The sequence below is a fragment of the Pedobacter cryotolerans genome (assembly GCF_005116475.1).
Taxonomy (GTDB): domain Bacteria; phylum Bacteroidota; class Bacteroidia; order Sphingobacteriales; family Sphingobacteriaceae; genus Pedobacter; species Pedobacter cryotolerans.
This window is the reverse complement of sequence record NZ_SWBO01000004.1, coordinates 104,371-131,302: the sequence shown is the minus strand read 5'-3', so window position 1 is coordinate 131,302 and position 26,932 is coordinate 104,371. Positions and strand designations below refer to the sequence as shown.

Below are 26,932 nucleotides of genomic sequence, written 5' to 3'. Positions count from 1 at the left end.
ACGAATGGAAAACAACGCAATTACGATTGAAGTTTCGATTAATGCTCCCATAACTAAAGTTTGGAAATATTGGACTGAACCAGAACATATAAAAAATTGGGCTTTTGCAGCTGATACTTGGCATGCCCCGCAAGCCGCAAATGATTTACGCGTGAGCGGTAAATTTAGCACCACAATGGCTGCTAAAGATGGTAGCGTAAGTTTCGATTTCTGGGGAATTTACACTGATGTTATTGAAAATAAACTGATTGCTTATGAAATGGGTGATGGTAGAAAAGCTAAAATAAGTTTTAGCGAACAAGAGGGCAAAACGCATATTGTAGAAACTTTTGATCCAGAAAATGAAAACCCACTAGAAATGCAAAGAGATGGATGGCAAGCAATTTTGAATAATTTTAAGGCACATGCGGAGCGTTAATCAATTAACGGATCCTTCGACTACGCTCAGGATGATAAATCCACCTTTGGTTGGCTAAAAACCAATTATCCACCTATCAATTGGTTTTTAACCAACCTGTAATGCTCATTCGTGGTTCGTTGGTTATTAAAACTTCATGAGCTAATTCGTTACTTTTAAAAAAGATAGATTTACCGTTTAGTGGAGATATATTTTGTTGGCTATCTAGATGATGAATTCGCAGTTCGCCACCGTCAATTTGCTTCCAGTTTTGATTTAAATACATCACCATAGAATAAGCTCTACTGCCATTTGCTTGAAATTGATCGATGTGTTTTTTGTAGAAACTTCCCTTTTCGTAAAGCGTGTAATGAAATTCGTAGTTGGTAATGCCAGTATAGCAAGTTGCATTGAGGTGCAAAACAAATGCATCCATTAAATCAAAAAACGCGTTTTCATGCTGGTCATTATGACTTCTATCTAGCCAATAAATAATATCGCTCCTTATTAATTTATCGTGATTAACAATTGTGTGGTTGCCCGTGCCTGCGGCCAACATTAAATTAGTTTGAAATAACTTTACCAAATTTTGTTTTAAGCTTTGAGCTAAATTTTCAGTTAAAAAATTATCTGCTATTCCTACTTTATTTACAATAAAACTATCAATAATGGCATTAAATATCTTTTCCAATAAAGTAAATTTAACCGGCGTCCGCCGATTGGTAAGGTAGGTTAAAATAAACCAGAAACAGCGAAAAACAAAAAAGGTTCGTATTGCTACGAACCTAATTAATCAATTAAAAGATTGAATTATTTCCAGCCGCCACCTAAAGCCCGGTATAAATTAACCACAGCTTGTAGTTTCTGTAACCTATCACTCACACCACTTAATTGTGCAGCTAATAAACTTTGCTCAGAAGTTAACACATCGGTATAATTGGTTGCTGAGCTGTAGCGCAATAATTCTTGCGTAAAATCTACTGCCTTAGTTAATGAAGCAATTTGTTTAGCTCTAGTTGTTTCTTTTTCTGTAGCAGTTTGGTAAGCATACAAAGCATTAGAAACTTCTTGTCCGCTGGTTAAAAGCGTTTGCTGAAAAGTATAAAAAGCTTGTTGCTGTTGAGCTTGTGCCGTTGTTAAACGGGCTTTGTTTTGTCCACGGGCAAAAATTGGTTGCGTAATACCGCCAATTAAGTTGTAAAAAACAGAATTGTTAAAAAAATCTGCCAATTGTAATGTAGATAAGCCACCACTTGCTGTTAATGTTAATGATGGATAGAAAAACGTTTTGGCAACATTGGTATTTTCAAAAGCAGCTCTAAAACTAAGTTCAGCAGCTTGTACATCTGGCCTATTTTTTAATAATTGAGCCGAAACACCTGTCTGTAAATCACTGTAAGGTGTTTGACTATCTAAATCTGAGCGTAAAATTGTACCAGGTACTCTGGCTAACAAAACATTTAAAGCGTTTTCAGTTTCTCTGATACTCCTTTTCAAATCGGGTATAGTTACTTCTGCTGCATATAAATTAGCTTCACTTTGCACAACTGCAGCTCCATTAACCAAAGCACCTTCTTTTAGTGCTTTCATCGTTTCTACGTTATTAGTTCTACTTTTTACAGTTTCTAATGTAATCTTTAGCTGTTTATCTAAGGCAATTAAATTGTAATAAGCATTGGCAATATTGGCTATTAATTGGGTTTGCACAGCTCTTTTTGCAGCATCTGTTTGTAATAAGTTGGCATAAGATGCTCTTTTGGCGCTACTTAATTTTCCCCAAATATCAGCTTCCCAACTTGTGCTTAATTGAGCTCGGTAGGTTTGCGTTTCTAAATTAATGTTTACCCCAGGAGGAAAGTTTAGTGCCGCTTGAGATTGTTTGGCATCAGTTACCGAAACATCTGCTTGTAAAGTTGGTAAAAATGCAGCTCTACTTTGTTGCAAGGTAGCTTGAGCTATCCTAATTCGCTCAATAGCTTGTTTTAAATCTAAATTTTCATTTAAACCTTGCTGTATTAACGTTTGCAAATTGGCATCATTAAACAAATTTTTCCACGGTAAATTTGCAATGGTTGTTGTATCAGTTGTATTGTTATCACGATATAAATCTGCTGTGGTAACTTTTGGTGTTTCGTATTTTTGTGTAACGCAAGCACTTAAAATTAATACGGCAAAGCCGATAATTACAAGTGAATGTTTATAGATCAATTTCATTTTTATAAATGTTAATTTTCGCGATTTGTGTTTGCTAATGCTAATTCATCTTCCGATTCTATTTTAGCATCTTCATCAAATGGAGATTTGTTACTTATTTTTTCTTGCAACGTTTGGAAGATGATAAACAAGGCCGGAATTACAAAAATCCCGAAAATAGTACCAATCAACATCCCTCCAACAGCACCAGTACCAATAGATTTATTACCTGCTGCTCCAACTCCAGAAGACAACATTAAAGGCAATAAGCCTAAAATAAATGCAAAGGAAGTCATCAAAATTGGGCGTAAACGAGCCGTTGCACCTTCTATAGCAGCGTTCACTATCGTCATTCCTTTTTTCCTCCTATCTACGGCATACTCTACAATTAAAATTGCATTTTTAGCCAATAAACCAACAAGCATAATGAGTGTGATTTGTGTATAGATGTTGTTATCTACCACAAATATTTTATCGAAAATAAATACACCAGCTAATCCGATAGGTAAAGAAATTAGCACTGCCAATGGTAAAATATAGCTTTCGTATTGCGCTGCTAGTAAAAAATAAACAAAGATTACACACAGTAAAAAGATAAAAATCGTTTGATTTCCGCCAGCCATCTCTTCTCTAGATAAGCCAGAAAACTCATATCCATATCCGGCAGGTAAATGTATGGCAGCTTCTTCCTCAACAGCTTTTAAGGCATCGCCAGAACTAAAACCGGCTTTAGGTGCACCAGTTACGGCTATTGAGGTATATAAATTGAAACGTGAAATAGCTTGTGGACCATAAACTTTAGTTAAGTTAATAAATTCGCTTACTGGAGCCATTGCACCTTTATTATTACGTACGAATATGCTATTTAGGTTTTCTGGGTTGGCACGATAAGAAGCATCAGCTTGATACATTACCCTAAATTGTTTACCAAATTGATTAAAATTTGAAGCATAAACACCACCAAAATAACCTTGTAAAACACTTAAAACATCAGTAACTGTTAAGCCTGCTTGTTTTACTTTAGCTACGTTTACATCAATTTGATATTGCGGAAAGTTCGGATTAAACGAAGTTGATGCGTATTGAATTTCTGGACGTTTTGCTAATGCAGCTAAAAAAGCATTTCCAACATCGTTAAACTTATTGATATCGCCACCTGTTTTATCTTGTAGTTGAAACTCGAAACCACCACTTGTACCAAAACCTTGTATAGTTGGTGGGGCAAAGAAAATAATTTTTGCTCCTTTAATTCCAGCAGTTTTAGCAAATAATTCACCAATAATTGCTTTTACATCTCTTTTTCTTTCATCCCAAGGTTTTAAACGAGTAATTACCATCCCATAAGAACTACCAGAACCACTAATCATACTTCTACCAACAATTCTTAAAGCACTTTTTACCTCCGGAATGTCACGAACAATTTTATCGATTTGAGTGATAATTACATTAGTTTCTTCTTGCGAAGTACCAGCAGGTAAAGAGATATCAGACATGATTACGCCCAAATCTTCATTTGGCACAAAACCTTTTGGTGTGGTATTCATTGTCCAAACTAAAATGCCCACAAAAGCTAAAATACCTACAATAGGAATCCATTTTTTGCGAGACAAAAACGCAACCGATTTTTTATAGCGATTGGTCATTAACTCAAACGAGGTGTTAAAACCTACATAAAAACGCTGCATAAAGTTTTTAGGCTTGTCGTGGTCATTTTTGTGCGGCTTTAACAATAAAGCACACAATGCCGGACTTAACGTTAACGCATTCACAGCTGATAAAATAATCGCGATAGCTAATGTTAAACCAAATTGCTTATAAAATACACCAGATGAACCTTCGATAAAACTAACAGGTATAAATACCGCAGCCATTACCAATGTAATTGATATAATTGCTCCAGTAATATCTTCCATTGCATCTACAGTAGCTTTTTTGGCAGAAGTGTAACCACTATCTAATTTAGCGTGAACGGCCTCTACGACTACAATTGCATCATCTACCACAATACCAATGGCCAAAACCAATGCGAATAAGGTTAACAAGTTGATGGTAAAACCAAACAAACTCAAAAAGAAAAAAGTACCAATAATAGCAACCGGAACAGAAATAGCTGGGATTAAAGTAGAACGGAAATCTTGCAAAAAGATAAATACTACAATAAACACCAAAATAAATGCTTCGATTAAAGTATGAATTACTTTTTCGATTGAGGCATCTAAGAAATCGTTTACGTTAACCAAAGAAGTGTAATGTATGCCTTTAGGAAATGATTTTGAAGCTTCTTCTAAAGTTTTTAAAGATGTTTCGATTACTTCTTTTGCATTTGAGCCTGCAGTTTGGTTTATGGCAATACCTATAGAAGAATTACCATTATATTTAGAGGTACTTGCATAACTTAAGGCACCCAACTCTATACGAGCAATATCTTTTAAACGCAAAACTTGTCCGTTTGCATCTGCTTTAATAATGATATTACTAAATTCTTGTTCTGTTTTAAGTCTGCCAGTATATTTAATGGTGTACTGAAAAGATTGATCTCCTTGCTCGCCAAATTGACCCGGGGCAGCTTCCACATTTTGTTCTGCTAAAGCTAAATTTACATCATTCGGGATTAAACCATAAGTTGCCATCACATCTGGCTTAAGCCAAAGTCGCATACTGTAATCCATTTGCCCGAATGAACTTGCATCTCCAACACCTGTAATCCTTTTTATTTGAGGGATGATATTGATATTGGCATAGTTTTGCAAAAACTTCTGATCGTATTCGGCATTGTCGCTATGAATTACGAAAATTAACACATTACTGGCTTGTCTTTTTGCAGTAACCACACCAGAACGTGTAACCTCTGCAGGTAATAAACTACTTGCTCTTGCTACCCTATTTTGTACGTTTACGGCAGCTAAATCGGCATTGGTACCTAATTTAAAGTTTACTGTTATGGTTGCAGAACCATCATTACTTGCGCTAGAAGTCATGTAGGTCATGTCCTCTACACCATTAATTTGTTCTTCTAATGGGATAACCACACTATTCATTACCACATCGGCATTTGCACCTTGGTACGATGCAGAAACCTGAACGGTTGGTGGAGCAATTTCTGGATATTGAGATACAGGTAAAGTTACCAAACCCAGTATACCCAGTATTACGATGATAATTGATATTACAGTTGATAAAACTGGCCTATCTATAAATTTTTTAAACATAATTTGAATTTACGATGTATGTCCCGAGCTATCGAGATTTGATTGATGGTCTACCTATTTTTTAACTTCTGCGTAAACCGAATCCGTATTTAATTCTTGTGGTTTAATTTTAGTGTTATCCTTTAAAGATTGAAATCCTTCTAAAACCACTTTATCACCAGGTTTTAAGCCTTTTGTTACTACGAAAAACTTACCTTTAGTAACCTGCATTACCTCTACTGGTGTACTCATCACTTTAGCAGAATCGCCCAAAACATACACAAATTTCTTTCCTTGTAAATCAGTTGTTGATTTTTGAGGAATTAGAATAACATCACTTACATTTTGAGGAATACGAACCGTTGCACTAGCTCCATTTTTTAAAATAGATTTAGCATTTGGAAAAGTAGCTCTCAAACTTGCAGAACCTGTACCTGTATTTATTTGTCCATTGATTGATTCGATTTTTCCATCCTGTGCGTAAATGCTTCCATCGGCTAAAACCAAAGTTACAGGAGGGATATTTTTCATCTGCTCTGCTAAGGTTTTGCCTTTATAGGTGTTAGAAAAATCTAATAATTGTTTTTCGTTTAAAGAGAAATAAGCAAAAACTTTTGCAGTGTTAGATATGGTTGTTAACGGCTCGGCATTTGTACCACTAACCAAACTACCAGCTTTAAATGGCAAACTACCTACCAAACCATTAACCGGACTAGTTATACGTGTATAACCTAAATTAACCCTTGCATTAACCAATGCCGCTTTAGCCTGCGCCAATGCAGCTTTTCTACTTTGTAGCGTTAATTGTGCAGCCTCTAACTCATATTTACTGATAATATCTTTATCAACCAATGGTTTTGTTTTGTTAACTTGTAATTGAGCAGCATTTACATCGGCTTCTGCACTACTTATTGCCGCATTAGCAGTTCTTACTTGCTGCTCATATTGTGGTGCATTAATGGTAAACAACAGTTGACCTTTTTTTACAACCGCTCCTTCATCAACAAAAATTCGCTCAATAAAGCCATCAACTCTAGGTCTAATATCTACATTTTCTATGCCTTCTATAGTAGCTGGATAATCAGAATCTAAAGTGGTTGATTGAGGGATTACTGCAAAAACAGGGTATTGCTGTGGCCCAGCTGCTGCTGCAGCGGCTTGTGCAGCCTTTTCATCTTTACCACCACAAGAAGCCAAAAAAAGTGCTAAAGATGTGAAGAGTGCTAACCGAATTGTTGTTTTCATATTTATGTTGGGATTATTTGTGTGTTTCATGCTTTTATTGATAGATCATTTCAAAAATTAACTTTTTTCTGTCCTTCATCAGTTTCAAATATTCATTATCGTTGATGTTATAGATAGATTTATTTAAACAGTTGGTAATTAACGGATAAGCCATTAAAGAAAATAAGTTCATCAAAAACTGGCGTGGATCCATCTTTTTTATTTTACCTGCATCCATTTCTTCACTAATTTCTTTTAAAAAAGCTTTAATTCTAACTTTCTTTTCTTCTGGTACAGCCTTATCTGTTCTATTTAATTCGGTAACGATGTATACTTCCCGGTAAGGAAATTTCATGGCTTGATCCATAAAAACATTAATCAGCTGCTGAAGTTTTTCTTTGAAAGCTAATTGCGCAGTAAAAACATGGTCTAATACCGCAGACATTTCTTCTCTTGCTTCTATGGCTACCTGTTCAAATAATATATCTCTAGATCTGAAATAATAATTCAATAAAGTTCGGTTTACACCTGCTGCATCTGCAATATCTTGGGTGGTTGCATGCAGTTTGCCTTCAGAAAAAAAAATCCGCTTTGCGGTGTCCTTAATTAATTGCTCTGTACCTGTATCTCGCTGCGCCATTTACAATTATGTTTAACATTTTTGTCAAACAACAAAAGTAATTATATGTTTCACCATTTAAAGTTTATATCAGAAATGTAGCTGATTTATGACAAAATGTTGATATAACAAAAAACCCCGAATGCTGAGTTCAGGGTTTACAATGTTATAAATTAGCTGCCAAATTTTTAACCGAAGGCCGCTTTTTATAATCTTTATCAAAAAATACGTATTTGATTTTCCCAGATTGATCAATGATATAAGTTGCTGGTACAGGTAAAACATAATCGGTTTGTCCGTTAGCTAATGCAACATCTAAACCACCCTTTTTATATCGCTCTGCTAAACCAGGTTCCATTACGTAATTTACTTTATAGGCTTTCATTACGTTATAATCTTTATCGCTAATGATGCTAAACGATGCTTTAGTCTTTTTTATAGTTTTATCAATACCTGCTGCAGTTTCTGGTGATATACCTATTACATAAGCGCCTTTTGCAGCTAATAGTTGTAAACTATCTTGCAAATTTTTTATATGTTTATTACAATGTGGGCACCACTGGCCGCGGTAAAAAAATAACACTACAGACTTGTTCTCTTTTAATATCTTTTTAAGATCTACTTGTTTACCTGCATTATCTTTTAAACTAAACAAAGGTGCTTTAGCACCAATTTTTAGCGGTTCTTGAGCAAAAAGCTGAGTTGAAATTAATAAAGCAAAGCATGATAACAATAATTTTTTCATCTGAATATAAATTTAAGTTTAGCTTTTAGTCGTAACAGTTGCGCTATCCTTACAAAAAATTATTTACCAGAGTAATTGATAAATATTGCCTTTATTACCAGTTAATAAAACCAAATTTCCTGTTTTTGCTTTTTGTAACGCGTTAAAGTTTTGTGTCGAAATGTTTGTCCAAGTATTTCCTCCATCTAAAGAATAATCTGTACCCGAAGAGCCTGTTGCAAAGCAAATTTGATTGTTAAAATATTCTACCGCAGAGCGATATCCTAAAACGGGTTTTTCTGGCTTAAACCAACTTTTACCCCCATTTTTAGTTAATAGCACGTTATTTGTGTTTTCTTTATCTTTTAAATAATTTCCGCCAACGGCGATCCCTATTTTTGCATTAAAAAATGTGATGGAAAACGGCCCTGTGCTACTTTCGCCTTGTATAATGGGGCATGAATAAACTTTCCAAGTATACCCATAATTAGCAGAATAGTAAATATTTGATATAGCACCACCCGTGGCAACCCAAACTTTGCCTCCATCGGCTGTTCTAATTGTTGTTCCGCTAGCTGCAAAACCTGCTTCTCCTAATTTTAATTGTTTTTTTAGGTTTTCAGAAATATCTTGCCAGCTTATACCGCCATCTGTAGTTTTTAAAAGTTGCATTTTATTTTTAATCGGATCTCCAAAAATTATTCCTTGTTGATTATCCCAAAATGCCATGCCATCTAAAAATATGGCTGAGTCTGTGTTTTTATAAACCTCGCTCCAGCTTTTACCACCATCTACGGTTTTTAAAATAAACGCTGGTGAACCAGCATTTACAACAATTGCTTTTAATTTGTCAAAAGCTTCAATATCTCTAAAATCTAATTTTTCATAGCCTTTTGGCTGCATCCACTCCCAAGTTTTACCGCCATCTAATGTTTTACCTACATGGCCATTGCTACCACTTACCCACGCAACAGAGTCAGACAAAACAGACAAACCACGCATACTTGTATTTTTGCCTGTAGCCAATTGCTTAAGCGTAAAGTTTTGCGCAAAGCTGATAAAAGGCAAGATTAAGAAAAGTGATAAGAGACTTTTTTTCATGTTAATTGATGATTTTGGGAAGAGAGGATTTGAATTTTGAGGTGATATGATCTAATACAATTTGGTGTTTAAGTTATTTAATTAGTATTTGAAACTAGCGCATTAATAAGCGTAATTTTGTCATCCGATAGCTATCGGATCCGAGTCACAGCTTGTCCCGAAATTCAGGAAGGAATTTCATTTTCAAATTCATTTAAAGAGACACTTCTCAGCCGCGGCGGATCTGGATGAAAAAGCGAGCTGAAATTAATGTCAATTGTATTGATCTATACCAAATCAATTAACCCTCAAGCTGATTGAGAATATAATTATTGCTATTTAACTCGTTTCCAAGCCTCTGTTCTTCCAATTAAAGAAATTCCGATAAAACCTCTCATATTAAGCTTATTAGCTCCTTCTAAAGTCATTTTACCACTATAAGTTTTGCCCGTTTTTGGATCGTAAACTTTTCCATCTATATATTCTTTGTCTTCGTATACAAAATCTTTAACAATCTCTAAACCTAAAATAGGCTTTGCTCGTAAATTTGCATTCGGATTTTTGACATCTACTTTTGGTTTACCATTTTCATTTGGCTCTTTTATCCAAACTAACTTTCCAAAATATTTATCGCCTTTTTTAAAAATTTCTAGTTGACCTTCGCCAGATGAGTTGAGCCATTTCCCTAAAATATCATCTTTAGCTTGGGCAAATACCAATTGTGTTGAGGCGATAAATAGAAATAAGATAACAAGTTTCTTTAACATACAAATAGGTTTAATGTATTTAAAGGTAGTAAAAGGCTTTTAATAATGAAATCTCATTTAAGCCAAATAAATAAAATGACATTAGTATTTTAAAGAATTTGATCAACTTCAGGAGCAAAATCATCAAGCAAAACAGTTGATTTAAAGCCCTTTTGCTTCAATAAATAAATTATTTGATCAGCTGCTATATCTCCAGTTATAGATTTAACTCTTAAGATGCGATCACAATCATCGAGATCGAAGTTTACTTGATAAAAATTAAAGTTTTTTTCTATGATATCAATTATCCCTTTTGCATCTTCAGCAGTAGAAACATTAGTTTTAAAAACTTCAACCATGGCATTAATTTTTGAATGTCTATCAGCAATATAGCATTTAAATAGCTGATAGACAAAATTGTTACAATATTAATCGCTATTTTGATGGTTCGTTTTTGCCTTGAAATGCTGCGTTAAAACTAATCATCCACTGTGTGGCATACTTATCGGTTAACATGCCATAATAATCGCCCCAAAAAGTATCTTGCATGGGCATTTCTACTGTACCGTCCTTGCTTAAACCTGCAAAAAATTCATCAGCAGCTGCTCTATTATCAGTGCTAATGCAAAGCGATAAATTTGTACCGAATTTCACAGCTTCCATATTTGCCGGCACATCAGTACCCATTAATATTGTTGAGCCAATATTTAAAGCGATGTGCATAATTTTATCTCCATCTTCGTTTTTAACTCCTTCTGCACAGCCATCTTCTAAATTTTCGCCAGCTGGCAAGTCTTTATAGCGCATTATGGCTGCAAACTCGCCACCAAAAACTGATTTGTAAAAATTGAAAACTTCTTCGGTATTACCATTAAAGTTTAAATACGGATTAACTAACATAATTTTATATTTGATTTGATTTTACATATACTTCATGGGTTCATAACCCAATAATCTTCTCCACAAAGCAATTTGACCGATGCAGTTTGCTTAAAGATAAATATCAAAAGAAGTCATCTCAAAAACTGAAAAGCTCATTTCTGGATAAGTTAAAATTTTATCTAACTCTACATCTGTGGCGTTCAATAACCTTTCCCTTAAAAGTGGTGTAATTTTTTCCCAATCATTTTCATATTCAGCCAATGCTGGATATCTATCTAAATCCTGAATACCCTTATGTTCATTAAACAATTCATCAGCCGCAGACTTTAATTCCAATCCGAAAATATTAGCCAGTTCATATCTTTCTTGAACTAAACTCCCTGCTAACCAAGCAACGTGATTTGCATTTGTATTTAATCGCTCATGTGCGTCATCATCACTAATTCCGTTAATGGCATTTTTAAAATATTGGGTATGCATATCAAAAAGTATGATCAATCCATACATTCGGTTGCTAATTGGTTTAATTTCCATGTGCTTAATTTTTGGTTATGCTAATGTACATCAACTATTTGATGATAATAACTATCATTAAAGTCAATACTTAGGGGCATTTAAGACAAACTTTAATATATTTATACTAACAAAAATTTAACGCATGAGAAAAATAGCCATTTTATTGAGCAAAAATTATAAACTACTAAGCGTAGCTGCAATTTTAGATGTTTTTGAAACGGTAAATAAAACTTACAGAACAACAAAATTACCAGAACCTTTTTCAATTAGTTTAATGGCGAATGAAGATTTTGTACTGCAACAAAGTGAAGCTTTTGGATATCAAATACAATCGATTAATAAAGCCGAGCAAATGGACTTAGTGCTAATACCAGCTTTTACTACTGATAATATGCAGCAAACTGTAAAAGAGAATGCGGCATGTATACCAAATATTATTAAACAATATCAGCAAGGAGCTGGCATTGCCACATTTTGTACAGGTGCTTTTTTACTTGGTGCAAGCGGTTTGTTAAATGGAAAAATCGCTACCACCCATGTTGATGCCGGTAATGGATTTGCAAATGCTTTTCCGCAAGTAAAACTTAGGGTTGATAAAACTGTAACACAAGATGGTAGATTATATACAAGCGGAGGTGCAACTTCATCATTTCATTTGTTATTACATTTAATACAAGAATTTTGCGGCAAAGAAATGGCAATTAAAATAGCCAAAATTTTTGCCATAGACATGGATCGAGATAAGCAATCATATTTTAGCACCTTTCAACCTTCTAGAAACCATACAGATGATTTGGTAGCCATTGCACAAGATAAAATAGAAGCCAATTATCATGATGCAGCCACCATTGAAGAATTGATTAAAGATATACCCGCAAGTAGAAGAAATATTGTTAGACGATTTAAACTGATTACTGGCATAACACCTATCGAATACCTACAGCAAACTCGGGTAGAAGCAGCCAAAAAGCTTTTGGAAAACACCAATAAACAAATGACAGAGGTAATTTATAATTCTGGCTACAATGATCCCAAGGCTTTTAGGAAAATTTTTAAGAAAAACGTTGGGATGACACCAACTCAGTATAGAGATAAATTTCAGGTAAGGTGATTGACTAAGAGACTTATAACCTCACCCAAATTAATTATCAAGAAGTTTTGTACCGATCAGCAGGAATACTTTGAACATTTGAATCGCTTTTTATTGCTTATTGAACCCATAATTGAGGATTTGGAACGAAAAGGATTCATATAAAAAGAGCATGAAAATTTTTCATTTTTTCATCAAGGATACCTTGACCAGATTATGTTAGAACAAAAAAGTTGGCAAGTATTAAAGAGAATAGTTTTGCTTTTTTATTGAAAAAATTGAACGTTAGATAAAATGATTGTTTTTAGTTTGTGTCCAAGTGCTTATTCGATGTTGCTCCTTAGCCGAGAAAGTCTGGAGGATACGTTTTCTGATTGTATTTAATATCAATTTCTTTTAAGAATGCCTTTCTTTCAGGTGTTAGTTCTGGCGACGGCAGCATCTCTCCCGAAAGAACAGGTGTACCAATCTCTTCGAAAAGTTTTTCCAGACCGGCGGGTATAACCGTACAAAGCAACCTGACATTTGCTGTTGAGTTATTTTTGAAACAATGCACTGCTCCACCGAGAGGAATATTCACAAAGCCATTTTCGGTAACAGTATGCTTACCGGTTTCAGTTTTAAATTCTATTTCTCCCTCCAAAACATGAAACATTTCCTGGGTATCGGGATGGGCATGAGGTGGCGGCCCACCACCCGGTGGAACAACCATCTCGATAACTGCATAATTCCCATTGGTTTGCTCTCCGGAAATTATGATCCTGTAATTTCCTCCGGCAACGCCCAATCTGCTACCGGTTTCAGGGCTAATAATCTTTACACTTGAATCCATTTTACATTTGATTTCCGCTGTACATGCCACCTTTATAAATCTCTCCGTTTTCATCGGTTACAAAAAGTACCAATTCGGCATCTTCCGACGCTGTTATGCCAATAGGTTCGTCTTGGATAAGCAGGCTATCTTTTTTGCTCAAGTCAATCTCCCCATTAACCATTACCGACCCTTGAAAAACATATAATAATACGGTAAGCTTTTCTTTTGGCAACTGCGGAAGCTGGGCCTCATTTCCCTTCAACAACTTCATATCATAAAGCCAGGTCTGGCTACCAAACTGAAAGGTAGTTTCAGCATTAGGAGACCCGAACAAACGCCAGCTATTTTCGCTGTGCAGGTTCTCCAAATCTAAAAATACTACCTCAGGTTTAAGATCTTTTTTTCCTGGGCGGATGAAAATTTGTAACCCTTCCAGAGGCTCGCCTTCACCAATAATCTTTTCCTCATGGAAAAACGAGCTTCCAGCCTTCATCAACATCAATGTTTTTTTGCCGATTATTTTAACAAAACCTTCCGAATCGCTATGTTCGGCTTTACCTGTACGGAAATAGGAAAGTATCTCATCATTGATGTGCGGGTGCATCGAAATTACGGTGTTGCCGTGTATTTCGGGATGATCGATTCTGCCGATACTTCCGATTCCAGTATCGTTATCTGATATACCTATACCTGGGTATAAGATTTTTATTGGCCCACGGCCCAAAAATCTATCACTGTTTATTTTTTTCAACACGATATTGTCTTTTAAAAAAATCCGGCAATGGATATCCATCGTCGGACTTTGTTGTGTTATTAATTATGAAAACTGACCAACTTTGGACATTACCTCTTCAAAAAGAATTGGAAAAACACGCTGACCTTCCTCTGTAGCCCAGTTGTGTACCAACTCAGAAATCAATTGGTTAATGGTTGTTGTTCTGACGCCCTGTCCTTCCCAGGTTTGTTGCGCGATATCATCAGCAATTTGCGATGGAGATCCTCCGGCATCGATAACTACCTGCACATCAAAACCATCGGCCACCATTGATATCGAAGGCCAGACGATACAAACATCATTGGTTAAGCCTGCCATGATGATATTTTTCTTACCATTAGCCGCTTTCAACACTGCCGACTTGTAATTTTCATCATCCCATGCATTGGTAATACCCGCTCTTTTTACCCTAGCCTCAAATTCTTCGGGAAGAAGACTCTTTAAATCTTCCAATAATGGTCCTTGTGCCTGGTCTTCCTGGCTGCTGGTTAACACTACCGGGATATTAAGTGCTTTAGCTAAACGAGCCAACGCCCTGGTTCTGCTGATGATCATTTCGTGAGGTCTGTTAGCAGCAAAGTTTAAGGTTCCTGTTTGATGATCCACCAATAACATGATGGTATCGTCGCTTTTAAATTGTTTCATTTTTTATTAAGTGTTAATTGTTGTTTAAAAATCCCTTTAACTGATTTGATGAAACAAAATTACACTAACCGAACAGGTTGGAACGATGACATTTGTCAATATCGTACTTACCGTTATTATGCTATAGGCACCTATTACAGTACTCAATTACTTATGTACATATTTATTTCTGACACGGCTCAGCGTTTCTTTACTAATGCCGAGATAAGATGCGATGGTATGCTGGGGGAAACGTTGTACAAACTCAGGATAGTGTTTTAGAAATTCTTCATACCTTTCCAATGCTGGCAATGAAATGGAATAATTCAATCTTTTTTGTGAGGCGATGAAATTGCTCTGGTTCATTTGCCAGAACATTTCCTTAATGGCCGGGATTGAATGGATACGTTCGAGGTTTTCTAAACTTAAAACCAATAAATCGGTATCCTCCCAGGCTTCTATATTATAAACCGAGGGGGCTTTCATCAGAAAGCTTTCCCGATCTACAGACCACCAGTTCTCGATAGAAAGCTGGATAACATGTTCTATACCGCTTGCATCGATGCTGAACTGTCGAGTTGCCCCCTTTATGATAAACCCTGTGTATTGGCAGACTTTGCCCTGTTCCAAAAAAAGTTCTTTTTTCTTTAAGCTTTTAAACAAGAATGATTTTTTGATAAGCATTATATCTTCATCCGAAAGTGACGATTCGCTATGGCGTTTTATGTAGGTTAATAGGGTTTCAAACATGTTCATTAATTTCTATAAAACTAAAAAATAAAGTGCTCATCTAATAATTGAGATGAGCACGTTATTTCAGTTAACTCTATTGAAATATAAAACTTTTAACCTGAGTTCAAAGTTAATCTTCTATTCCCCCTTAATTGTAAAAGCCTTTAGCAGGAATACTTTGAACAAGGCTGAGATAGCACTAAAGGTCGATTTGAACATAAAAAACCGGACTTTTTTATGTTCAAAGTCCGGTTTATGCCCTAAGCAGGAATACTTAGAACTGTACCCAAGAGGAGAGTACATAAATATACATAACAATGCATTTAAAATGATAAATAATAGGCTCAAAATCAGCTATTAAAGATAATTAAATCACTTTTAGGAATACTTTAAAATACTTAGAAATAATTAGAATATACAGTTAATTGTATATATATTTGTATATACAATTTCCGATATGATCAATCCTAAACTACATTTACAGGCACCAAAAGAAGCTATGGACGGGGACATCAAAGGCGACTTTCCGATACTCCTATTATTTAGTGTTAATTCAAAACGTATCCAGTATTACACGGGAATTAGCATGCCGGTTCAGTATCATGTAAATTTTGGTATCACTGATTTAAGCAGAAGAAAAAAAGGCCTGAAATATCCATGGAATAATAAATGGCAACAAGCACCAGCGGCCAAAACTAAACTAGATGCATTAATCAGACACGCCTATTCTATCGAAACTGATTTTATAAATTCTGGCGTAGATCAAAGCGTTGATCTGTATCGTGCAGAACTTGACAAAAGATTTAAGGGGCGAGGCGCTAACGTTATTAAAAAACAATCAATTGGTGATAGGATATCAGAGTACCTTCAATATGTGCAGGATAATTTAACGCATAACTCATTTAGAAATAATCAAACCAATCTCAACCACCTTCGGGATTTTATGGGTGATAGATTGAATACTACTGATCTAAATTTAATTGATGAAGATTTCATATCTGAATATTCAAAACACTTAAGGGATGGTAGGTTAAACAACACGGTGGTTAAAGCTCTTCAAATATTGGGTAGGTTCATGAATTACTGCCGCGATCGAAAATACATTAGTGAAGCTCCAAGAGTGAAAACAGGTAGACCAAATGATATTACAGTTATCCATTTAACTTATGATGAAGTTATAAAGATCGCTTACACCCCTATGCCTAGCCTGGCACTTGAACGAGTTAGAGATTTTTTCTTGTTGGGCTGTAATACCGGAATGAGATACGGTGACCTTGCAGCATTAAAAAAAGACAATTGCCACGAAAAACAAATTGAATTTTTCAACCAGAAAAACGGAGAAACACAGACTATTAAAGTTCCATATACTGACATGTCGAAACTCATACTGAGCAAATACAAAAACGATGGTAGCATTTATGCTATACCATCAATCAGCAACCAGAAAACAAATGATGCATTAAAAGAAGTTGCAGAAATTGCTGGAATAGATTCTAAAATTGAAATAGCACATAAATTAGGGAATGGCAAGATAGTAAAGGAAACAGTAACCAAGAACAAGCTTATTAGCTGCCATACCAGCCGCAAAAGCTACATTACCATTGCCATGACTTTAGGAATGAAAGAGAGCACCATAAAATCAATTACTGGTCACGAAAAAGGATCAAAGGCATTCCATAAATATTATGATGTTACCGATACAACTAAAGATGAAGAAATGAAAAAATTTAACCGTTAAGATGATGGATAACAAAGGCGACTTAAATGATTGGAATTATATAATTCCAGATGCTCAACGAAGATTGTATTTTGATAAGTGGTTTGATAGAATCAAAAAAGTAGAACATAAAATTTTTTATGCTAAGAAGATAATTGATGAAATAAATTCCACCAACTACAAATTAGGTGATGGCAATGCAGAATTTGACACTTTCATAGAATGGGGAACTAAAATATCAGAAATCGATCTACCAGACCATATAATTTTACACGAAATTTTAAATGAGATAGATGTTAATATGCTCGAATTAAAGACAAAGCGAGAAAAAGATCTATATCTCACTAGACTTACTTCTTGGCTGTCAAGTTTCGCAAATGATTTCTTAAAGTACGCTAACACTCACCCTCATTACGTCCCTAGAAAAGAAGATCTATTATTTGATGAGAAATCAAAGGAATATACATGGGTGGAAATTCAAAAAGAAATTCCTGTAAAACCTTGGAGGCAACTACTACATGATCGCTCCAATAGAAGTATTGATAATCCTGCACTCACCACATTTTATATCCATTTATTGGTTGAGGTTGAAACGTTAAATAAAATAGTCGACTATGCCAAAGGTTTGATTAGCCCTACCGAAGAGGTTGTATTTGATCATGACATCACGGCAAATACTCATAAATTAATTTTATTACACAAATTGGGTTTATTTAAAGTCTTATATGATAATCACAGAGGTGAATTGGGTAATATTAGATTTGCAAAATTACTTGGCACCTTACTAGGTGTTGATCCTGATCCAAAAAAGCAAGAAGGCTTCAGAAAAAGCGTTGATGATTATACGACTGAAACATTCCTTAAAAAAAATGCACCTAAAACAGTCGAAAGACCAGCAGCAATCAAAAAAGTAAATGCATACCTCGCTGAACTTGGCTTATTAAATCTAATTGATAGCGAAATAAACTAAATTTAAGCATACTTAATTCATTTGGAGTTACCCCTGTTTTACCCCGAAACAGGGGTTTTGTTTTTTTGTACTGTTGATAATAACCAACGGTATTATGAGAGAAACAATATCAAAATCGAGGTACGTTTATGGATTGGCTGGATTGGCCGAATTAATCGGATGCTCTAAACCAACAGCATTAAAAATAAAGGACAGCGGAAAAATACCGTTTGCTAAGGTCGGGAAAAAATTCATTTTCGATGAAGAGAAAGTCATGGCGGCCATTTCAAATAATGGAGGTCATAATGCTTAATCATCCTTACTCGGAGCTCTTCGATCAGTTCCAAAAGCTAAACCAAAAACTTGAAAAGATAGAGATACTACTTGAAGGTAAGTCTGAACCTAAACCAGAGATCAATGAAACTCTATACACAGTTAAAACCTTAGCTGAGCGGTGGCAGTGTAATCCCCAGACTATTCTGAAAAAGAAACTAAAGGGCGAATTGCCGTTTATACAACATGGCAGAAAAATTCTGTTCTCAAAGGCAGCTATAGATGAGCTGACCACTGTATCATTATCTAAAAAAGGGAGATAATTGATGGCCAATATCACTGAACAAGACTTTACTGATCTACTTCAATTAGGTTTAAAGCCTATTCCTTTAAAGTGGGATATTGCCTCAAAAACGGTTAAAAGCCATTGCATAGCACACAGCGAAATAACGGCTGATAATTACAATATTGATAATTTTAAGACGAAAGTCAAATCTTTACAGGGAGTAAATGGCATTGGTATTAAATTGTTTTCGCCTTTTGGGTGCGTTGATTTTGACCTTAAAAATACTGAGGACAAAGAAGTTTTTACAAAGTGGTTAAAGGCTGTCACGTCTTTAGATGACGAGATTTTAAGTAAGATTTGTATTGAAACCACTAGGAACGCTGGTTTTCATGTTTATATAAAATATCAAGGTCTTAAAAATAAAGTGTCGTTAGCAAGGGAAAAGAACGGCGATGAAGTTATTGCCATTTATACCGGCGGCACATTATCATATTGCGATCCTACACCGGGTTATGAGATGTATCATAATGAATGGCAGGACCTGCAAGAGCTTACAGATGATCAATTTGATGTCTTAGTATCAACAGCAGTATCTTTTGATAAATACGAAAGTAAAAACGGAGGGGCATCAAAAACAATACTTAGTGCCTATCCAAAAGATTATGAAAGCACCTGCATTCAATTTGATGAAGGAATTACAGAGGAAGCATTTGAACTTATTTTAAATGATATGGGTTTGTTTTTCAATCCAGAATATAAAAACAGTCCAAAGGATCCTTGGTTTAAAGCCTACCTCAGAAAGGGCTCAAAGGCAAAGATGTCGGCAAAAGTATACTTTAAAAGCAAAAAGGTATTAATCTTCTCAGGTTCTATACAAGGATACCCGCATTGGGCGGACAGAGTGGATGCAGATGATCATTCTTGGGTGCTGACACCATCAAAGCTTATTTATTATAAGAACGATAAAGACTGGGCGTCTACGATTGAAGAAATAAAAATGATCGGTGATAGTATAGGGATTGAAATAGTAGATCCCCCTGAAATTATACTGCATCCGCGGCCAATTAACGACACTGATAGATTAAAGGTGCCAATGGATATATTTTCTCATGAGTTTCAAAGCATTGCACAGGTTACGCCATTTCCAAATGAAATGCTGGCTGGCGCCTACCTAAGTGCTTTATCCGTTCTAATTGGAAATAGCGCTGTTTTCATTGCAAGCGATGGCTTCTTTGTAAAACCAATAATATTTATGGCCGTGGTAGCTTCACCTGGTTCATTCAAAAGTCCAGCAGCAAAGGTGTCACTTTCTCATTTATCGGAGATTGACCATGAGTACATGAATGAGTATTTATCAAAAAACAAAGAATACAAGATTGAGCTCGCTGAGTACAAAAATCAGAAAAAAGGCGAAGGAATTAAAGAGCCTGAAAAACCTGAATTGAAGCAGATCCAAATAAAAGATGCAACTATTGAAATGACAATAAAAATCCTTTCAACAAATACCCACGGGTGCATTAATAATTCAGATGAACTTTCTGGTTTTCTAAAAAGAATGAACCGATATGGCGATAATGATGAGGCGCAAAAATGGCTTGAGCTTTACGATGGAAACCCATTAACGCTGCAGCGCATTGGAAGAGAACTTGATTATGTGGCTGATCCTTTCTGCTCAATTTTCGGAACTATACAACCTGGTGTGCTTGCTGCTTTATCTGCAAAAGACAATGCTCATAATGGTTTCTTTCATAGGTTCCTTTTTGTATATCCTGAACCAGAGAAAAAACTAAGTTTTAATAGCTTTACTATCCCGCAAACCATAAAAGACAATTTTAAGTCTCTAATGCAAAACGTCTATAAAAAAGATGGTGACAAGTCATATTATAGATTTTCCGAAGACGCCCTTGTGGTTTATCAAAAATGGTTCGATGAAAAAAACGTGAAATATAATGCAGCCGAATCTGATGACATTAAAGGGATCATATCAAAGTATCAAACTTACTGCTTAAAGTTTGCGCTCATTTTAGAGATTGAACATAATCCCTTACGGGACAAAAAGATCATCTCATTAACAAGTATGGAAAACGCAATCAGACTTACTGAGTATTTCTTTGCGAACATCCATAAGGCTATGAAGATACTGTCACCTAACTCTCCTTTGGATAGATTAAACGATACTCAAATGAAGCTTTACAAATCGTTACCAGTTTCATTCTCGAATGCTACTGCAACCGAAATAGCTAAGAAATTAAACATTAAAGAAGCTACGTGCCGTGTGTATTTAGTAAGGTGGTGCAAGGATGAGCCAATATTGACATCAAAAGGTGATCAGAGAAATAAAACTTACTCAAAGATATATGAGTAACGAATTACACTATTACAGAAGTATTACAAGGTTGTGTAATACCAAAAACAAGCTTACAAATAGATATGGTTTGGTTTTTACTGCAGGTATTACAGTATTACAGGTGAAATGCAAGTGACTGAATTTAACAGTGCAGAATTACACAAAACAGTAGATAATAAATTTTAGTAACTGATTAAATAAAAGAATGATAACTGATAAAAACTTAAAAAAAGCAGGAAAATACTGTAATACTGTAATAGTGGATTTAAAGAATTGAAAAACAGGCAGTTAAAGCATTACAGGCTGTAATACTGAATGATATGCCGCTGTAATACTGTAATACTGGGATTATCATTAAATAAATGAAAGAATATTGAAAAGATACTTTTTTCGCCCCGTGACTTTTTCGGGTTGAAAAAAGAGAAAACGAGAAAAACGGCAAAAAATTGATGCTGTATTAATGATGTGAGTACATTATTTAATCACAATCAGTTGATAATAAGTATTTTAACTAATATAAATAATATTTTATATACACTTTTATATACAATGGAGCAAGAAAACAACGAAAAGCAGCCAGGTAAAAAGCTTTTTAAGAAAGGGCAAGTCGCCAACCCTTACGGACGGCCAGTAGGTGCACCCAATAAGATCACAACCCAAATGAGGGAAACTATGCATGAGATCTTTATGAACAATAAGGATAAGATACAAGAAAAGCTTGATCAGTTGGATGATCCTAAGGACTGGTTAAATTTTGTTGCTAAACTATTTCCCTACTTCATGCCATCATTGACGGCTACCAAAGGCGAGATAACAGTTAAGCATACTGGTGCAGAGCATTTGAACTCAGAGGAACTATATCAAAAGGTTTTAACGCTAAAACTTAATTCAATTAAACAATCAAATCCAGAAGAATATGACGACACCAATAACTAAAGAGGCGATATTAAAGGAGTTTACTTTGAGAAGCGCAAGAGAGGATCTTACAGCATTTACTACGGTTACAATGCCGTCCTTCGATCCTACTCCATTTCATTTAAACTTCTTTAAAGTATTAGATGATTTTGCACATGGAAGGATTAAAAAATTAATGATTTTTGCACCACCACAACACGGAAAATCAGAGGGCAGTACAAGAAGATTACCAGCTTATTTACTTGGTTTAAACCCAAATCTAAAAGTAGCTATCGTTTCACATACTGCTTCACTAGCAAGTAAGTTTAACAAGGAGATCCAAAGAATTATGGATGAGCCTGATTACCGTGAAATATTTCCCGATACAGTACTTCCATCTGGTAATGATAGCTATGCACGTAATAACACCGAGCTTGAGGTTGTTGGCAAAAAGGGAGGTATTAGATCAGTAGGCGTTGAAGGTGGTTTGACTGGTGAAACGGTTGATATCCTGATAATGGATGATTTGTACAAAGATGCAATGGATGCCTGGTCTCCTATCGTTCGTGGTAACGTTGAAAATTGGTATTCAACAGTTGCCGAAACAAGGCTCCACAATAACAGCCAGCAATTAATAGTATTTACCAGATGGCACCATGAGGACCTTGCAGGCAAGTTGCTTGCCGAACCTGATAATGATTGGACGGTGGTTAAATATCCAGCTATCAAAGAAGGTGAACCGGATGATAATGACCCAAGAGAAGATGGCGAAGCACTCTATCCACAACGCCACGATATAAAGCGTTTAACAGACCTTAGAAATAGAGATGCATTTGTATTTGAATGCATGTACCAACAGAACCCTCAACCAAAGGAAGGGCTACTATACCAACCATTCAAGACTTATACTGATTTACCAACATACGGCAGGCGTAAATCCTATGTTGATACTGCAGATTTAGGTAAGGATTATTTATGCTCAATCTCATATCTCGAAAATAAAGACGGCATGTATATTCTTGACATCATATACACTCAAGCTAAAATGGAAGTTACAGAGCTACTGGTTGCCAAGCAGCTTTGGGATCATCAAGTTGAACATAGCTTTATTGAAAGCAATAATGGGGGGCGTGGTTTTGCTAGACAGGTAGAAGCTAAAACAAAGGATCTGGGCAATTTTAGAACTAGCATCGAATGGTTTAGCCAGAACCTAAATAAACTTGCCAGGATCAATACAAATGCTACTGCAGTTAATAACCTTATACACATGCCCGAGGGTTGGCAGATGCGTTGGGCTACCTTCTATAATCACGTTACAAATTACTCATCGATAGGTCGTAACGCTCATGATGATGCGCCCGATACCTTAACTGGAATGGTTGAGAAATACGGAGCAGGCAAAAAATCGCTTGGGATATGGGCTTTATCACACTAATTAAAATTCAAACTATTTAACATAACAACATGCAAAATTCAAAACAACACACCTTCAAATTCGCACATCTTGAAAAGTTGAGCAGCGAGGAGTTAACAGTTCAGATCCTTCTACTAAGTCTTGAGGAAAAGATTGAGATGAGAGATGAGATCCTCAACCATTGTGAACATACCGAAAATAATCTTAGCATCGTTGAGGTGCTTAACCATTTTATTAACGAAGACTTAACTAACTAACTAATTATGGATGCAGTCATGAATAATACATTAGCCCGATTTGAGGACTTCCCTATCAAGTCTGAGAAAGAGATTTATCTAAATGAAATAAAGCTGGTAAGTAATAACCGCTTTATGGATGAGGAAGAGAAGAAAGCAAAGATCAGAGAGTTGAAACAAATTATTGAAAATTTAAAATAATATTATGAACAACAAATTAATGCAGCTTGCAACAGAAAGGCTTAAGAAAGTCAACTATCAGGAATACCAGAATTGCGTTGATCTTACTAAGGGGAGGCTCCATGACATCAACCTTATTCCATTAATCTTTCAGGAAGTTATTAGAACCTACCCTGCTAATCCAGAAAACACTCCTTTTATTTTGGGAGTTATATATTATTTATACGCACCTTACAAACTGCACTTTACCGATTTAAGATTGCAGAACGGAATGAGGCAGATAATTATAAGCTTAATGAACTGGAATGATGCACCAACTGTTAATTATTATGCTGATAGGCTTGTAGCCTATTATAAAAACCCTCGCTTTGCTGCCAGGGTGCATGCAATTAGTGATGAGATATATGAGGCATTGAAGGAGTTTGATAGTTAGATGGTTATTTACTATCTAACTATACCATTTGCCTATAGTAGTTAAATTGTTAAATAATGTAAAATAATTGATTTAATATTTGCATTAATCAAACTTCTATCTATATTCGTTGTTAATAAGGCAATCGCGAAGAGAGGATATGTATTTGGTAATGCATATTTTTTTTATATATTAGAAGTATACTAAAAAATATCCCTACTTTTGCAGGCTTTTTGAAAACCTAAAATAATTAAGATGATCACTGAAACAAACAAAACGATCCAGCAATATGCTGTTGAATTTGAGGAAGATTATCAAAAGATAATGGGTCACAACAATAATTTGAAGCTCTCTCAAACTATGGGTAATATTAATTCATTCGAGATTTATACTGTTTACACTGATAACACTCCTGTTATAGCTTCCAATTCATCAGTAATTGTAAAACTATAACATCATATCATGCCAAATTGGAGTGAAGTAGTACTCGAAATTCAAGCTATTGAGCAGGCACAGATGGGTGTAAATCCATTTGATGTCGTTCGTAAAAAATACTTGTCTAAAATTCATCAAATAACAGGACGTAATGTTATAGCATATTATTCAGGTTGGTTGCAAAAACCAAATTTCGCTAATACACAAGTTAACGACAAGGATAAGTCTGGATTCATGCTGGCAATCAATAAGCTTGATAAGTCTAAAGGTCTTGATCTATTATTGCATACCCCAGGAGGAGATGTTGCCGCAACCGAAAGTCTAGTAGATTATCTTTATTCGATGTTTGATAAAGATATCCGGGTAATAGTACCTCAAATTTCAATGTCTGCAGGCACAATGATCGCTTTGTCATCTAAAGAGATTATAATGGGTAAACACTCCAATCTTGGACCTATCGATCCGCAAATGAATGGACTTGCATGTCAAGCTATTTTAAGCGAGTTTCAATATGCAATAGAAGACATAGCTAAAAATCCAAGCTCTGCTATATTGTGGCAAACTATAATTAGCAAATACCATCCTACCTTTTTAGGTGCATGCAAACAGGCTATAGAATGGTCTGATAGGATGGTGTCTGCTTGGCTTAATTACAATATGTGCGAAGGGGAGCCTGAAAAGGTTAAGACAATACTTAAGGCATTCTCAAATCATACCGAGCAAAAATCACACTCTAGGCATATCCCAAAAAAGGAGTGCATTGAATTGGGTCTTAAAATTATAGATTTAGAAACTGATCAAGAACTTCAAGATGCTGTCTTAACCACTCATCATATGTTTTTCCATACATTTAATAACACTACTGCTATAAAAATTATAGAAAATCATTTAGGAGTTGCGTATTTCGAAAATCATGCAGCGATCACTCCACAAAAAAACTAACAACCACCTACAATACCCACTAAAATAAATCCTCTGGATCTATTGTCTGCATTATCAATCTCCACTATTTGGTATATGCAGCATCAATAAATAAACAACAGCCAAGTATCTACCATGATGACTAATAGATGCTGGAATGCTTTGGCCTGTTCTTTTATCTAAAATATAAGGTATACCCTCGATGTCCTTTTTCAATTTAAATGAGCTTTTTTTGGAATTGAATTTCTTCACGTAATCTAATGTATAATCTAATAAGTAGGTGGTTATATTATTGAAATATTCTGGATCTGCACATGCAATTGAATGAACATAATCACCTGTTAATTCACTTTTTATATACAATACTTTGTCTAAATAAGTCACAGTTGCGTTATTCCCATTTTTTTTGCATAAAAATAGTTTTGGATTGAAAGGTATGTTTCGATTTGTCCTACTGATTGCTTTATAAGCAGCTTCTTTCATGCTCCACATTTGCCAAACGGTAGTATTTGGATCTTGTGATCTGAAAATCTGTTTATGTTCGTCGAAAGTAAATATTTTTTGAAGAAATCCTTTTCTTTGCCAGTTGCTGGTATTAGCTAAATCAACAATATCGTTGCCAATCATTACATTTCTTTTTCTTCTATCAATCCACCTAATCTATTTACAAAATCTGAAGCCATCAAATCTGCGGTTACCCATTGTATCGAAAGGTCATCATTTATTACGGGTTCAATTTCTCCAAGCAGATTAGCCCCCTGGTAAATCTTGAACGATCCATTTTCCTGTGGATGTACCGTATAAAGAACCTGCAATAATTCAATTTCAAATGGTTCCATTTTTTAATAAATTTCCTATATCTGCTAACATTTTATCACTTATCATTCTACCGCCAACCTGGATGCAATGATTGTTAAGTAGTTTGACTTGGGCGATTAATGTAGATTCATGATAAAGTAAGTAGACAGCATCACTTTTTGTTTCAATCAAATCGTATTTAATTTCTTCCTTAAATAATTTGCAATGGTATTTAATTTCCTTCATCTTTATTTAAAGGTAAAAATTAATTATTACTTGATGTGTCGGATTTTCGGACACATCAAATATTCACATCAATTCTCTCTCTATAATATCCCCTAATATTTCAACATCCTCATAGGTAAATTGGTCAATCTTATTCGCGAATAACATCCATACCCCATTCCTTTTAAATATTTGGCCGCAAAAGTATTTGTCAATATAAATGTGACAGCCACCGCTCCCA

The 26,932-nt window shown here is 35.2% G+C and carries 31 protein-coding genes; 13 read left to right on the top strand and 18 right to left on the bottom strand.

The genetic code is table 11. The features are described 5' to 3' along the window. Positions 1–4 precede the first annotated feature (4 nt). Positions 5–418 (top strand): SRPBCC family protein, encoded by a 414-nt coding sequence (locus tag FA045_RS08445; protein WP_136876477.1) that lies wholly within the window; start codon positions 5–7, stop codon positions 416–418. A 76-nt stretch (positions 419–494) separates the two neighbouring features. Here the strand turns inward: FA045_RS08445 and FA045_RS08440 are convergent, their stop codons facing one another. The 11 genes from FA045_RS08440 to FA045_RS08390 all read right to left on the bottom strand — a co-directional run bounded on the left by FA045_RS08440 (position 495) and on the right by FA045_RS08390 (position 11,587). Further along, on the bottom strand, positions 495–1,088 hold the full coding sequence (locus FA045_RS08440) for a 2OG-Fe(II) oxygenase (RefSeq protein ID WP_136876475.1): 594 nt from the start codon (positions 1,086–1,088) through the stop codon (positions 495–497). A gap of 119 nt (positions 1,089–1,207) precedes the next feature. After that, a complete protein-coding gene (locus FA045_RS08435; RefSeq protein ID WP_136876473.1) occupies positions 1,208–2,611 on the bottom strand; it encodes an efflux transporter outer membrane subunit in 1,404 nt (467 codons plus the stop codon). 11 nt (positions 2,612–2,622) lie between these two features. Then, a complete protein-coding gene (locus tag FA045_RS08430) occupies positions 2,623–5,799 on the bottom strand; it encodes an efflux RND transporter permease subunit (RefSeq protein ID WP_136876471.1) in 3,177 nt (1,058 codons plus the stop codon). 54 nt (positions 5,800–5,853) lie between these two features. Beyond that, positions 5,854–7,023 carry an efflux RND transporter periplasmic adaptor subunit gene (locus tag FA045_RS08425; RefSeq protein WP_136876469.1) on the bottom strand — a complete coding sequence of 390 codons (1,170 nt, stop codon included), beginning with the start codon at positions 7,021–7,023 and terminating at the stop codon, positions 5,854–5,856. 34 nt (positions 7,024–7,057) lie between these two features. Continuing rightward, positions 7,058–7,642, bottom strand: a complete 585-nt coding sequence (locus FA045_RS08420; protein ID WP_136876467.1) for a TetR/AcrR family transcriptional regulator — start codon at positions 7,640–7,642, stop codon at positions 7,058–7,060. A 145-nt stretch (positions 7,643–7,787) separates the two neighbouring features. Continuing rightward, the gene (locus tag FA045_RS08415) at positions 7,788–8,366 is read right to left on the bottom strand and encodes a peroxiredoxin family protein (RefSeq protein WP_136876465.1); all 579 of its coding nucleotides are present in this window, start codon (positions 8,364–8,366) and stop codon (positions 7,788–7,790) included. A gap of 63 nt (positions 8,367–8,429) precedes the next feature. Continuing rightward, positions 8,430–9,446 carry a WD40/YVTN/BNR-like repeat-containing protein gene (locus tag FA045_RS08410; RefSeq protein WP_225871305.1) on the bottom strand — a complete coding sequence of 339 codons (1,017 nt, stop codon included), beginning with the start codon at positions 9,444–9,446 and terminating at the stop codon, positions 8,430–8,432. Between the two features lie 314 nt (positions 9,447–9,760). After that, complete coding sequence (locus FA045_RS08405) at positions 9,761–10,192, bottom strand: DUF2147 domain-containing protein (protein WP_136876463.1); 432 nt, start codon at positions 10,190–10,192, stop codon at positions 9,761–9,763. A gap of 89 nt (positions 10,193–10,281) precedes the next feature. Then, positions 10,282–10,530 carry a hypothetical protein gene (locus tag FA045_RS08400; protein ID WP_136876461.1) on the bottom strand — a complete coding sequence of 83 codons (249 nt, stop codon included), beginning with the start codon at positions 10,528–10,530 and terminating at the stop codon, positions 10,282–10,284. 76 nt (positions 10,531–10,606) lie between these two features. Then, positions 10,607–11,071 (bottom strand): VOC family protein, encoded by a 465-nt coding sequence (locus FA045_RS08395; protein WP_317130572.1) that lies wholly within the window; start codon positions 11,069–11,071, stop codon positions 10,607–10,609. Positions 11,072–11,161: 90 nt separating this feature from the next. Next, positions 11,162–11,587, bottom strand: coding sequence for a DinB family protein (locus tag FA045_RS08390; RefSeq protein ID WP_225871304.1), 426 nt, complete (start codon positions 11,585–11,587; stop codon positions 11,162–11,164). A gap of 124 nt (positions 11,588–11,711) precedes the next feature. Here FA045_RS08390 and FA045_RS08385 point away from each other — a divergent pair, with 124 nt between their 5' ends. Then, the gene (locus FA045_RS08385) at positions 11,712–12,680 is read left to right on the top strand and encodes a GlxA family transcriptional regulator (protein ID WP_136876458.1); all 969 of its coding nucleotides are present in this window, start codon (positions 11,712–11,714) and stop codon (positions 12,678–12,680) included. 319 nt (positions 12,681–12,999) lie between these two features. On the opposite strand, the gene FA045_RS08380 is transcribed toward FA045_RS08385, so the two are convergent. From FA045_RS08380 to FA045_RS08365, 4 genes are all read right to left on the bottom strand, one after another. Next, positions 13,000–13,491: a cupin domain-containing protein gene (locus tag FA045_RS08380; protein ID WP_136876456.1), complete on the bottom strand. Its 492-nt coding sequence runs from the start codon at positions 13,489–13,491 to the stop codon at positions 13,000–13,002. 1 nt (position 13,492) lies between these two features. Further along, a complete protein-coding gene (locus FA045_RS08375; protein WP_205943126.1) occupies positions 13,493–14,266 on the bottom strand; it encodes a pirin family protein in 774 nt (257 codons plus the stop codon). A gap of 24 nt (positions 14,267–14,290) precedes the next feature. After that, positions 14,291–14,863 carry an isochorismatase family protein gene (locus FA045_RS08370; RefSeq protein WP_225871303.1) on the bottom strand — a complete coding sequence of 191 codons (573 nt, stop codon included), beginning with the start codon at positions 14,861–14,863 and terminating at the stop codon, positions 14,291–14,293. 177 nt (positions 14,864–15,040) lie between these two features. Further along, positions 15,041–15,622: a Crp/Fnr family transcriptional regulator gene (locus FA045_RS08365; protein ID WP_136876452.1), complete on the bottom strand. Its 582-nt coding sequence runs from the start codon at positions 15,620–15,622 to the stop codon at positions 15,041–15,043. Between the two features lie 439 nt (positions 15,623–16,061). Between FA045_RS08365 and FA045_RS08360 the strand changes: the two genes are divergently transcribed. The 11 genes from FA045_RS08360 (at position 16,062) to FA045_RS08315 (ending at position 25,689) form a co-directional block, all read left to right on the top strand. Next, entirely contained in the window at positions 16,062–17,342 is a 1,281-nt protein-coding gene (locus FA045_RS08360) for a tyrosine-type recombinase/integrase (RefSeq protein ID WP_136876450.1), read from the top strand. A gap of 1 nt (position 17,343) precedes the next feature. After that, a complete protein-coding gene (locus tag FA045_RS08355; RefSeq protein WP_136876448.1) occupies positions 17,344–18,291 on the top strand; it encodes a hypothetical protein in 948 nt (315 codons plus the stop codon). A 94-nt stretch (positions 18,292–18,385) separates the two neighbouring features. Continuing rightward, a complete protein-coding gene (locus FA045_RS08350; RefSeq protein WP_136876446.1) occupies positions 18,386–18,583 on the top strand; it encodes a DUF3853 family protein in 198 nt (65 codons plus the stop codon). After that, a complete protein-coding gene (locus FA045_RS08345) occupies positions 18,576–18,866 on the top strand; it encodes a helix-turn-helix domain-containing protein (RefSeq protein ID WP_136876444.1) in 291 nt (96 codons plus the stop codon). Before FA045_RS08350 ends, FA045_RS08345 begins: the two co-directional genes overlap by 8 nt. 3 nt (positions 18,867–18,869) lie before the next feature. Further along, positions 18,870–21,194, top strand: coding sequence for a DUF3987 domain-containing protein (locus FA045_RS08340; protein ID WP_136876442.1), 2,325 nt, complete (start codon positions 18,870–18,872; stop codon positions 21,192–21,194). Between the two features lie 531 nt (positions 21,195–21,725). Beyond that, positions 21,726–22,112: a hypothetical protein gene (locus tag FA045_RS08335; protein ID WP_136876440.1), complete on the top strand. Its 387-nt coding sequence runs from the start codon at positions 21,726–21,728 to the stop codon at positions 22,110–22,112. Further along, entirely contained in the window at positions 22,093–23,505 is a 1,413-nt protein-coding gene (gene terL, locus FA045_RS08330) for a phage terminase large subunit (protein ID WP_136876438.1), read from the top strand. Before FA045_RS08335 ends, terL begins: the two co-directional genes overlap by 20 nt. A gap of 254 nt (positions 23,506–23,759) precedes the next feature. After that, entirely contained in the window at positions 23,760–23,921 is a 162-nt protein-coding gene (locus tag FA045_RS18850; protein ID WP_169305035.1) for a hypothetical protein, read from the top strand. A 4-nt stretch (positions 23,922–23,925) separates the two neighbouring features. Then, a complete protein-coding gene (locus FA045_RS08325) occupies positions 23,926–24,333 on the top strand; it encodes a hypothetical protein (protein WP_136876436.1) in 408 nt (135 codons plus the stop codon). 234 nt (positions 24,334–24,567) lie between these two features. After that, positions 24,568–24,765 carry a hypothetical protein gene (locus FA045_RS08320; RefSeq protein WP_136876434.1) on the top strand — a complete coding sequence of 66 codons (198 nt, stop codon included), beginning with the start codon at positions 24,568–24,570 and terminating at the stop codon, positions 24,763–24,765. A 9-nt stretch (positions 24,766–24,774) separates the two neighbouring features. Next, a complete protein-coding gene (locus FA045_RS08315; RefSeq protein ID WP_136876432.1) occupies positions 24,775–25,689 on the top strand; it encodes an SDH family Clp fold serine proteinase in 915 nt (304 codons plus the stop codon). A 54-nt stretch (positions 25,690–25,743) separates the two neighbouring features. Here the strand turns inward: FA045_RS08315 and FA045_RS08310 are convergent, their stop codons facing one another. The 3 genes from FA045_RS08310 to FA045_RS08300 are packed head-to-tail and all read right to left on the bottom strand — an operon-like array spanning position 25,744 to position 26,712. After that, entirely contained in the window at positions 25,744–26,295 is a 552-nt protein-coding gene (locus tag FA045_RS08310; RefSeq protein ID WP_136876430.1) for a 4'-phosphopantetheinyl transferase superfamily protein, read from the bottom strand. Further along, the gene (locus FA045_RS08305) at positions 26,295–26,507 is read right to left on the bottom strand and encodes a hypothetical protein (RefSeq protein ID WP_136876428.1); all 213 of its coding nucleotides are present in this window, start codon (positions 26,505–26,507) and stop codon (positions 26,295–26,297) included. Before FA045_RS08305 ends, FA045_RS08310 begins: the two co-directional genes overlap by 1 nt. Further along, positions 26,494–26,712, bottom strand: a complete 219-nt coding sequence (locus tag FA045_RS08300) for a hypothetical protein (RefSeq protein WP_136876426.1) — start codon at positions 26,710–26,712, stop codon at positions 26,494–26,496. The genes FA045_RS08305 and FA045_RS08300 overlap by 14 nt, the downstream gene beginning before the upstream one ends. Positions 26,713–26,932 lie beyond the last annotated feature (220 nt).

Coding starts and splice junctions, on each gene's coding strand:
- FA045_RS08445 (WP_136876477.1), top strand. CDS start 5: ATGGAAAACAACGCAATTACGATTGAAGTTTCGATTAATGCTCCCATA.
- FA045_RS08435 (WP_136876473.1), bottom strand. CDS start 2,611: ATGAAATTGATCTATAAACATTCACTTGTAATTATCGGCTTTGCCGTA.
- FA045_RS08430 (WP_136876471.1), bottom strand. CDS start 5,799: ATGTTTAAAAAATTTATAGATAGGCCAGTTTTATCAACTGTAATATCA.
- FA045_RS08425 (WP_136876469.1), bottom strand. CDS start 7,023: ATGAAAACAACAATTCGGTTAGCACTCTTCACATCTTTAGCACTTTTT.
- FA045_RS08420 (WP_136876467.1), bottom strand. CDS start 7,642: ATGGCGCAGCGAGATACAGGTACAGAGCAATTAATTAAGGACACCGCA.
- FA045_RS08415 (WP_136876465.1), bottom strand. CDS start 8,366: ATGAAAAAATTATTGTTATCATGCTTTGCTTTATTAATTTCAACTCAG.
- FA045_RS08410 (WP_225871305.1), bottom strand. CDS start 9,446: ATGAAAAAAAGTCTCTTATCACTTTTCTTAATCTTGCCTTTTATCAGC.
- FA045_RS08405 (WP_136876463.1), bottom strand. CDS start 10,192: ATGTTAAAGAAACTTGTTATCTTATTTCTATTTATCGCCTCAACACAA.
- FA045_RS08400 (WP_136876461.1), bottom strand. CDS start 10,530: ATGGTTGAAGTTTTTAAAACTAATGTTTCTACTGCTGAAGATGCAAAA.
- FA045_RS08395 (WP_317130572.1), bottom strand. CDS start 11,071: ATGTTAGTTAATCCGTATTTAAACTTTAATGGTAATACCGAAGAAGTT.
- FA045_RS08390 (WP_225871304.1), bottom strand. CDS start 11,587: ATGGAAATTAAACCAATTAGCAACCGAATGTATGGATTGATCATACTT.
- FA045_RS08385 (WP_136876458.1), top strand. CDS start 11,712: ATGAGAAAAATAGCCATTTTATTGAGCAAAAATTATAAACTACTAAGC.
- FA045_RS08380 (WP_136876456.1), bottom strand. CDS start 13,491: ATGGATTCAAGTGTAAAGATTATTAGCCCTGAAACCGGTAGCAGATTG.
- FA045_RS08375 (WP_205943126.1), bottom strand. CDS start 14,266: ATGGATATCCATTGCCGGATTTTTTTAAAAGACAATATCGTGTTGAAA.
- FA045_RS08370 (WP_225871303.1), bottom strand. CDS start 14,863: ATGTTATTGGTGGATCATCAAACAGGAACCTTAAACTTTGCTGCTAAC.
- FA045_RS08365 (WP_136876452.1), bottom strand. CDS start 15,622: ATGTTTGAAACCCTATTAACCTACATAAAACGCCATAGCGAATCGTCA.
- FA045_RS08360 (WP_136876450.1), top strand. CDS start 16,062: ATGATCAATCCTAAACTACATTTACAGGCACCAAAAGAAGCTATGGAC.
- FA045_RS08355 (WP_136876448.1), top strand. CDS start 17,344: ATGATGGATAACAAAGGCGACTTAAATGATTGGAATTATATAATTCCA.
- FA045_RS08350 (WP_136876446.1), top strand. CDS start 18,386: ATGAGAGAAACAATATCAAAATCGAGGTACGTTTATGGATTGGCTGGA.
- FA045_RS08345 (WP_136876444.1), top strand. CDS start 18,576: ATGCTTAATCATCCTTACTCGGAGCTCTTCGATCAGTTCCAAAAGCTA.
- FA045_RS08340 (WP_136876442.1), top strand. CDS start 18,870: ATGGCCAATATCACTGAACAAGACTTTACTGATCTACTTCAATTAGGT.
- FA045_RS08335 (WP_136876440.1), top strand. CDS start 21,726: ATGGAGCAAGAAAACAACGAAAAGCAGCCAGGTAAAAAGCTTTTTAAG.
- terL (WP_136876438.1), top strand. CDS start 22,093: ATGACGACACCAATAACTAAAGAGGCGATATTAAAGGAGTTTACTTTG.
- FA045_RS18850 (WP_169305035.1), top strand. CDS start 23,760: ATGAATAATACATTAGCCCGATTTGAGGACTTCCCTATCAAGTCTGAG.
- FA045_RS08325 (WP_136876436.1), top strand. CDS start 23,926: ATGAACAACAAATTAATGCAGCTTGCAACAGAAAGGCTTAAGAAAGTC.
- FA045_RS08320 (WP_136876434.1), top strand. CDS start 24,568: ATGATCACTGAAACAAACAAAACGATCCAGCAATATGCTGTTGAATTT.
- FA045_RS08315 (WP_136876432.1), top strand. CDS start 24,775: ATGCCAAATTGGAGTGAAGTAGTACTCGAAATTCAAGCTATTGAGCAG.
- FA045_RS08310 (WP_136876430.1), bottom strand. CDS start 26,295: ATGATTGGCAACGATATTGTTGATTTAGCTAATACCAGCAACTGGCAA.
- FA045_RS08305 (WP_136876428.1), bottom strand. CDS start 26,507: ATGGAACCATTTGAAATTGAATTATTGCAGGTTCTTTATACGGTACAT.
- FA045_RS08300 (WP_136876426.1), bottom strand. CDS start 26,712: ATGAAGGAAATTAAATACCATTGCAAATTATTTAAGGAAGAAATTAAA.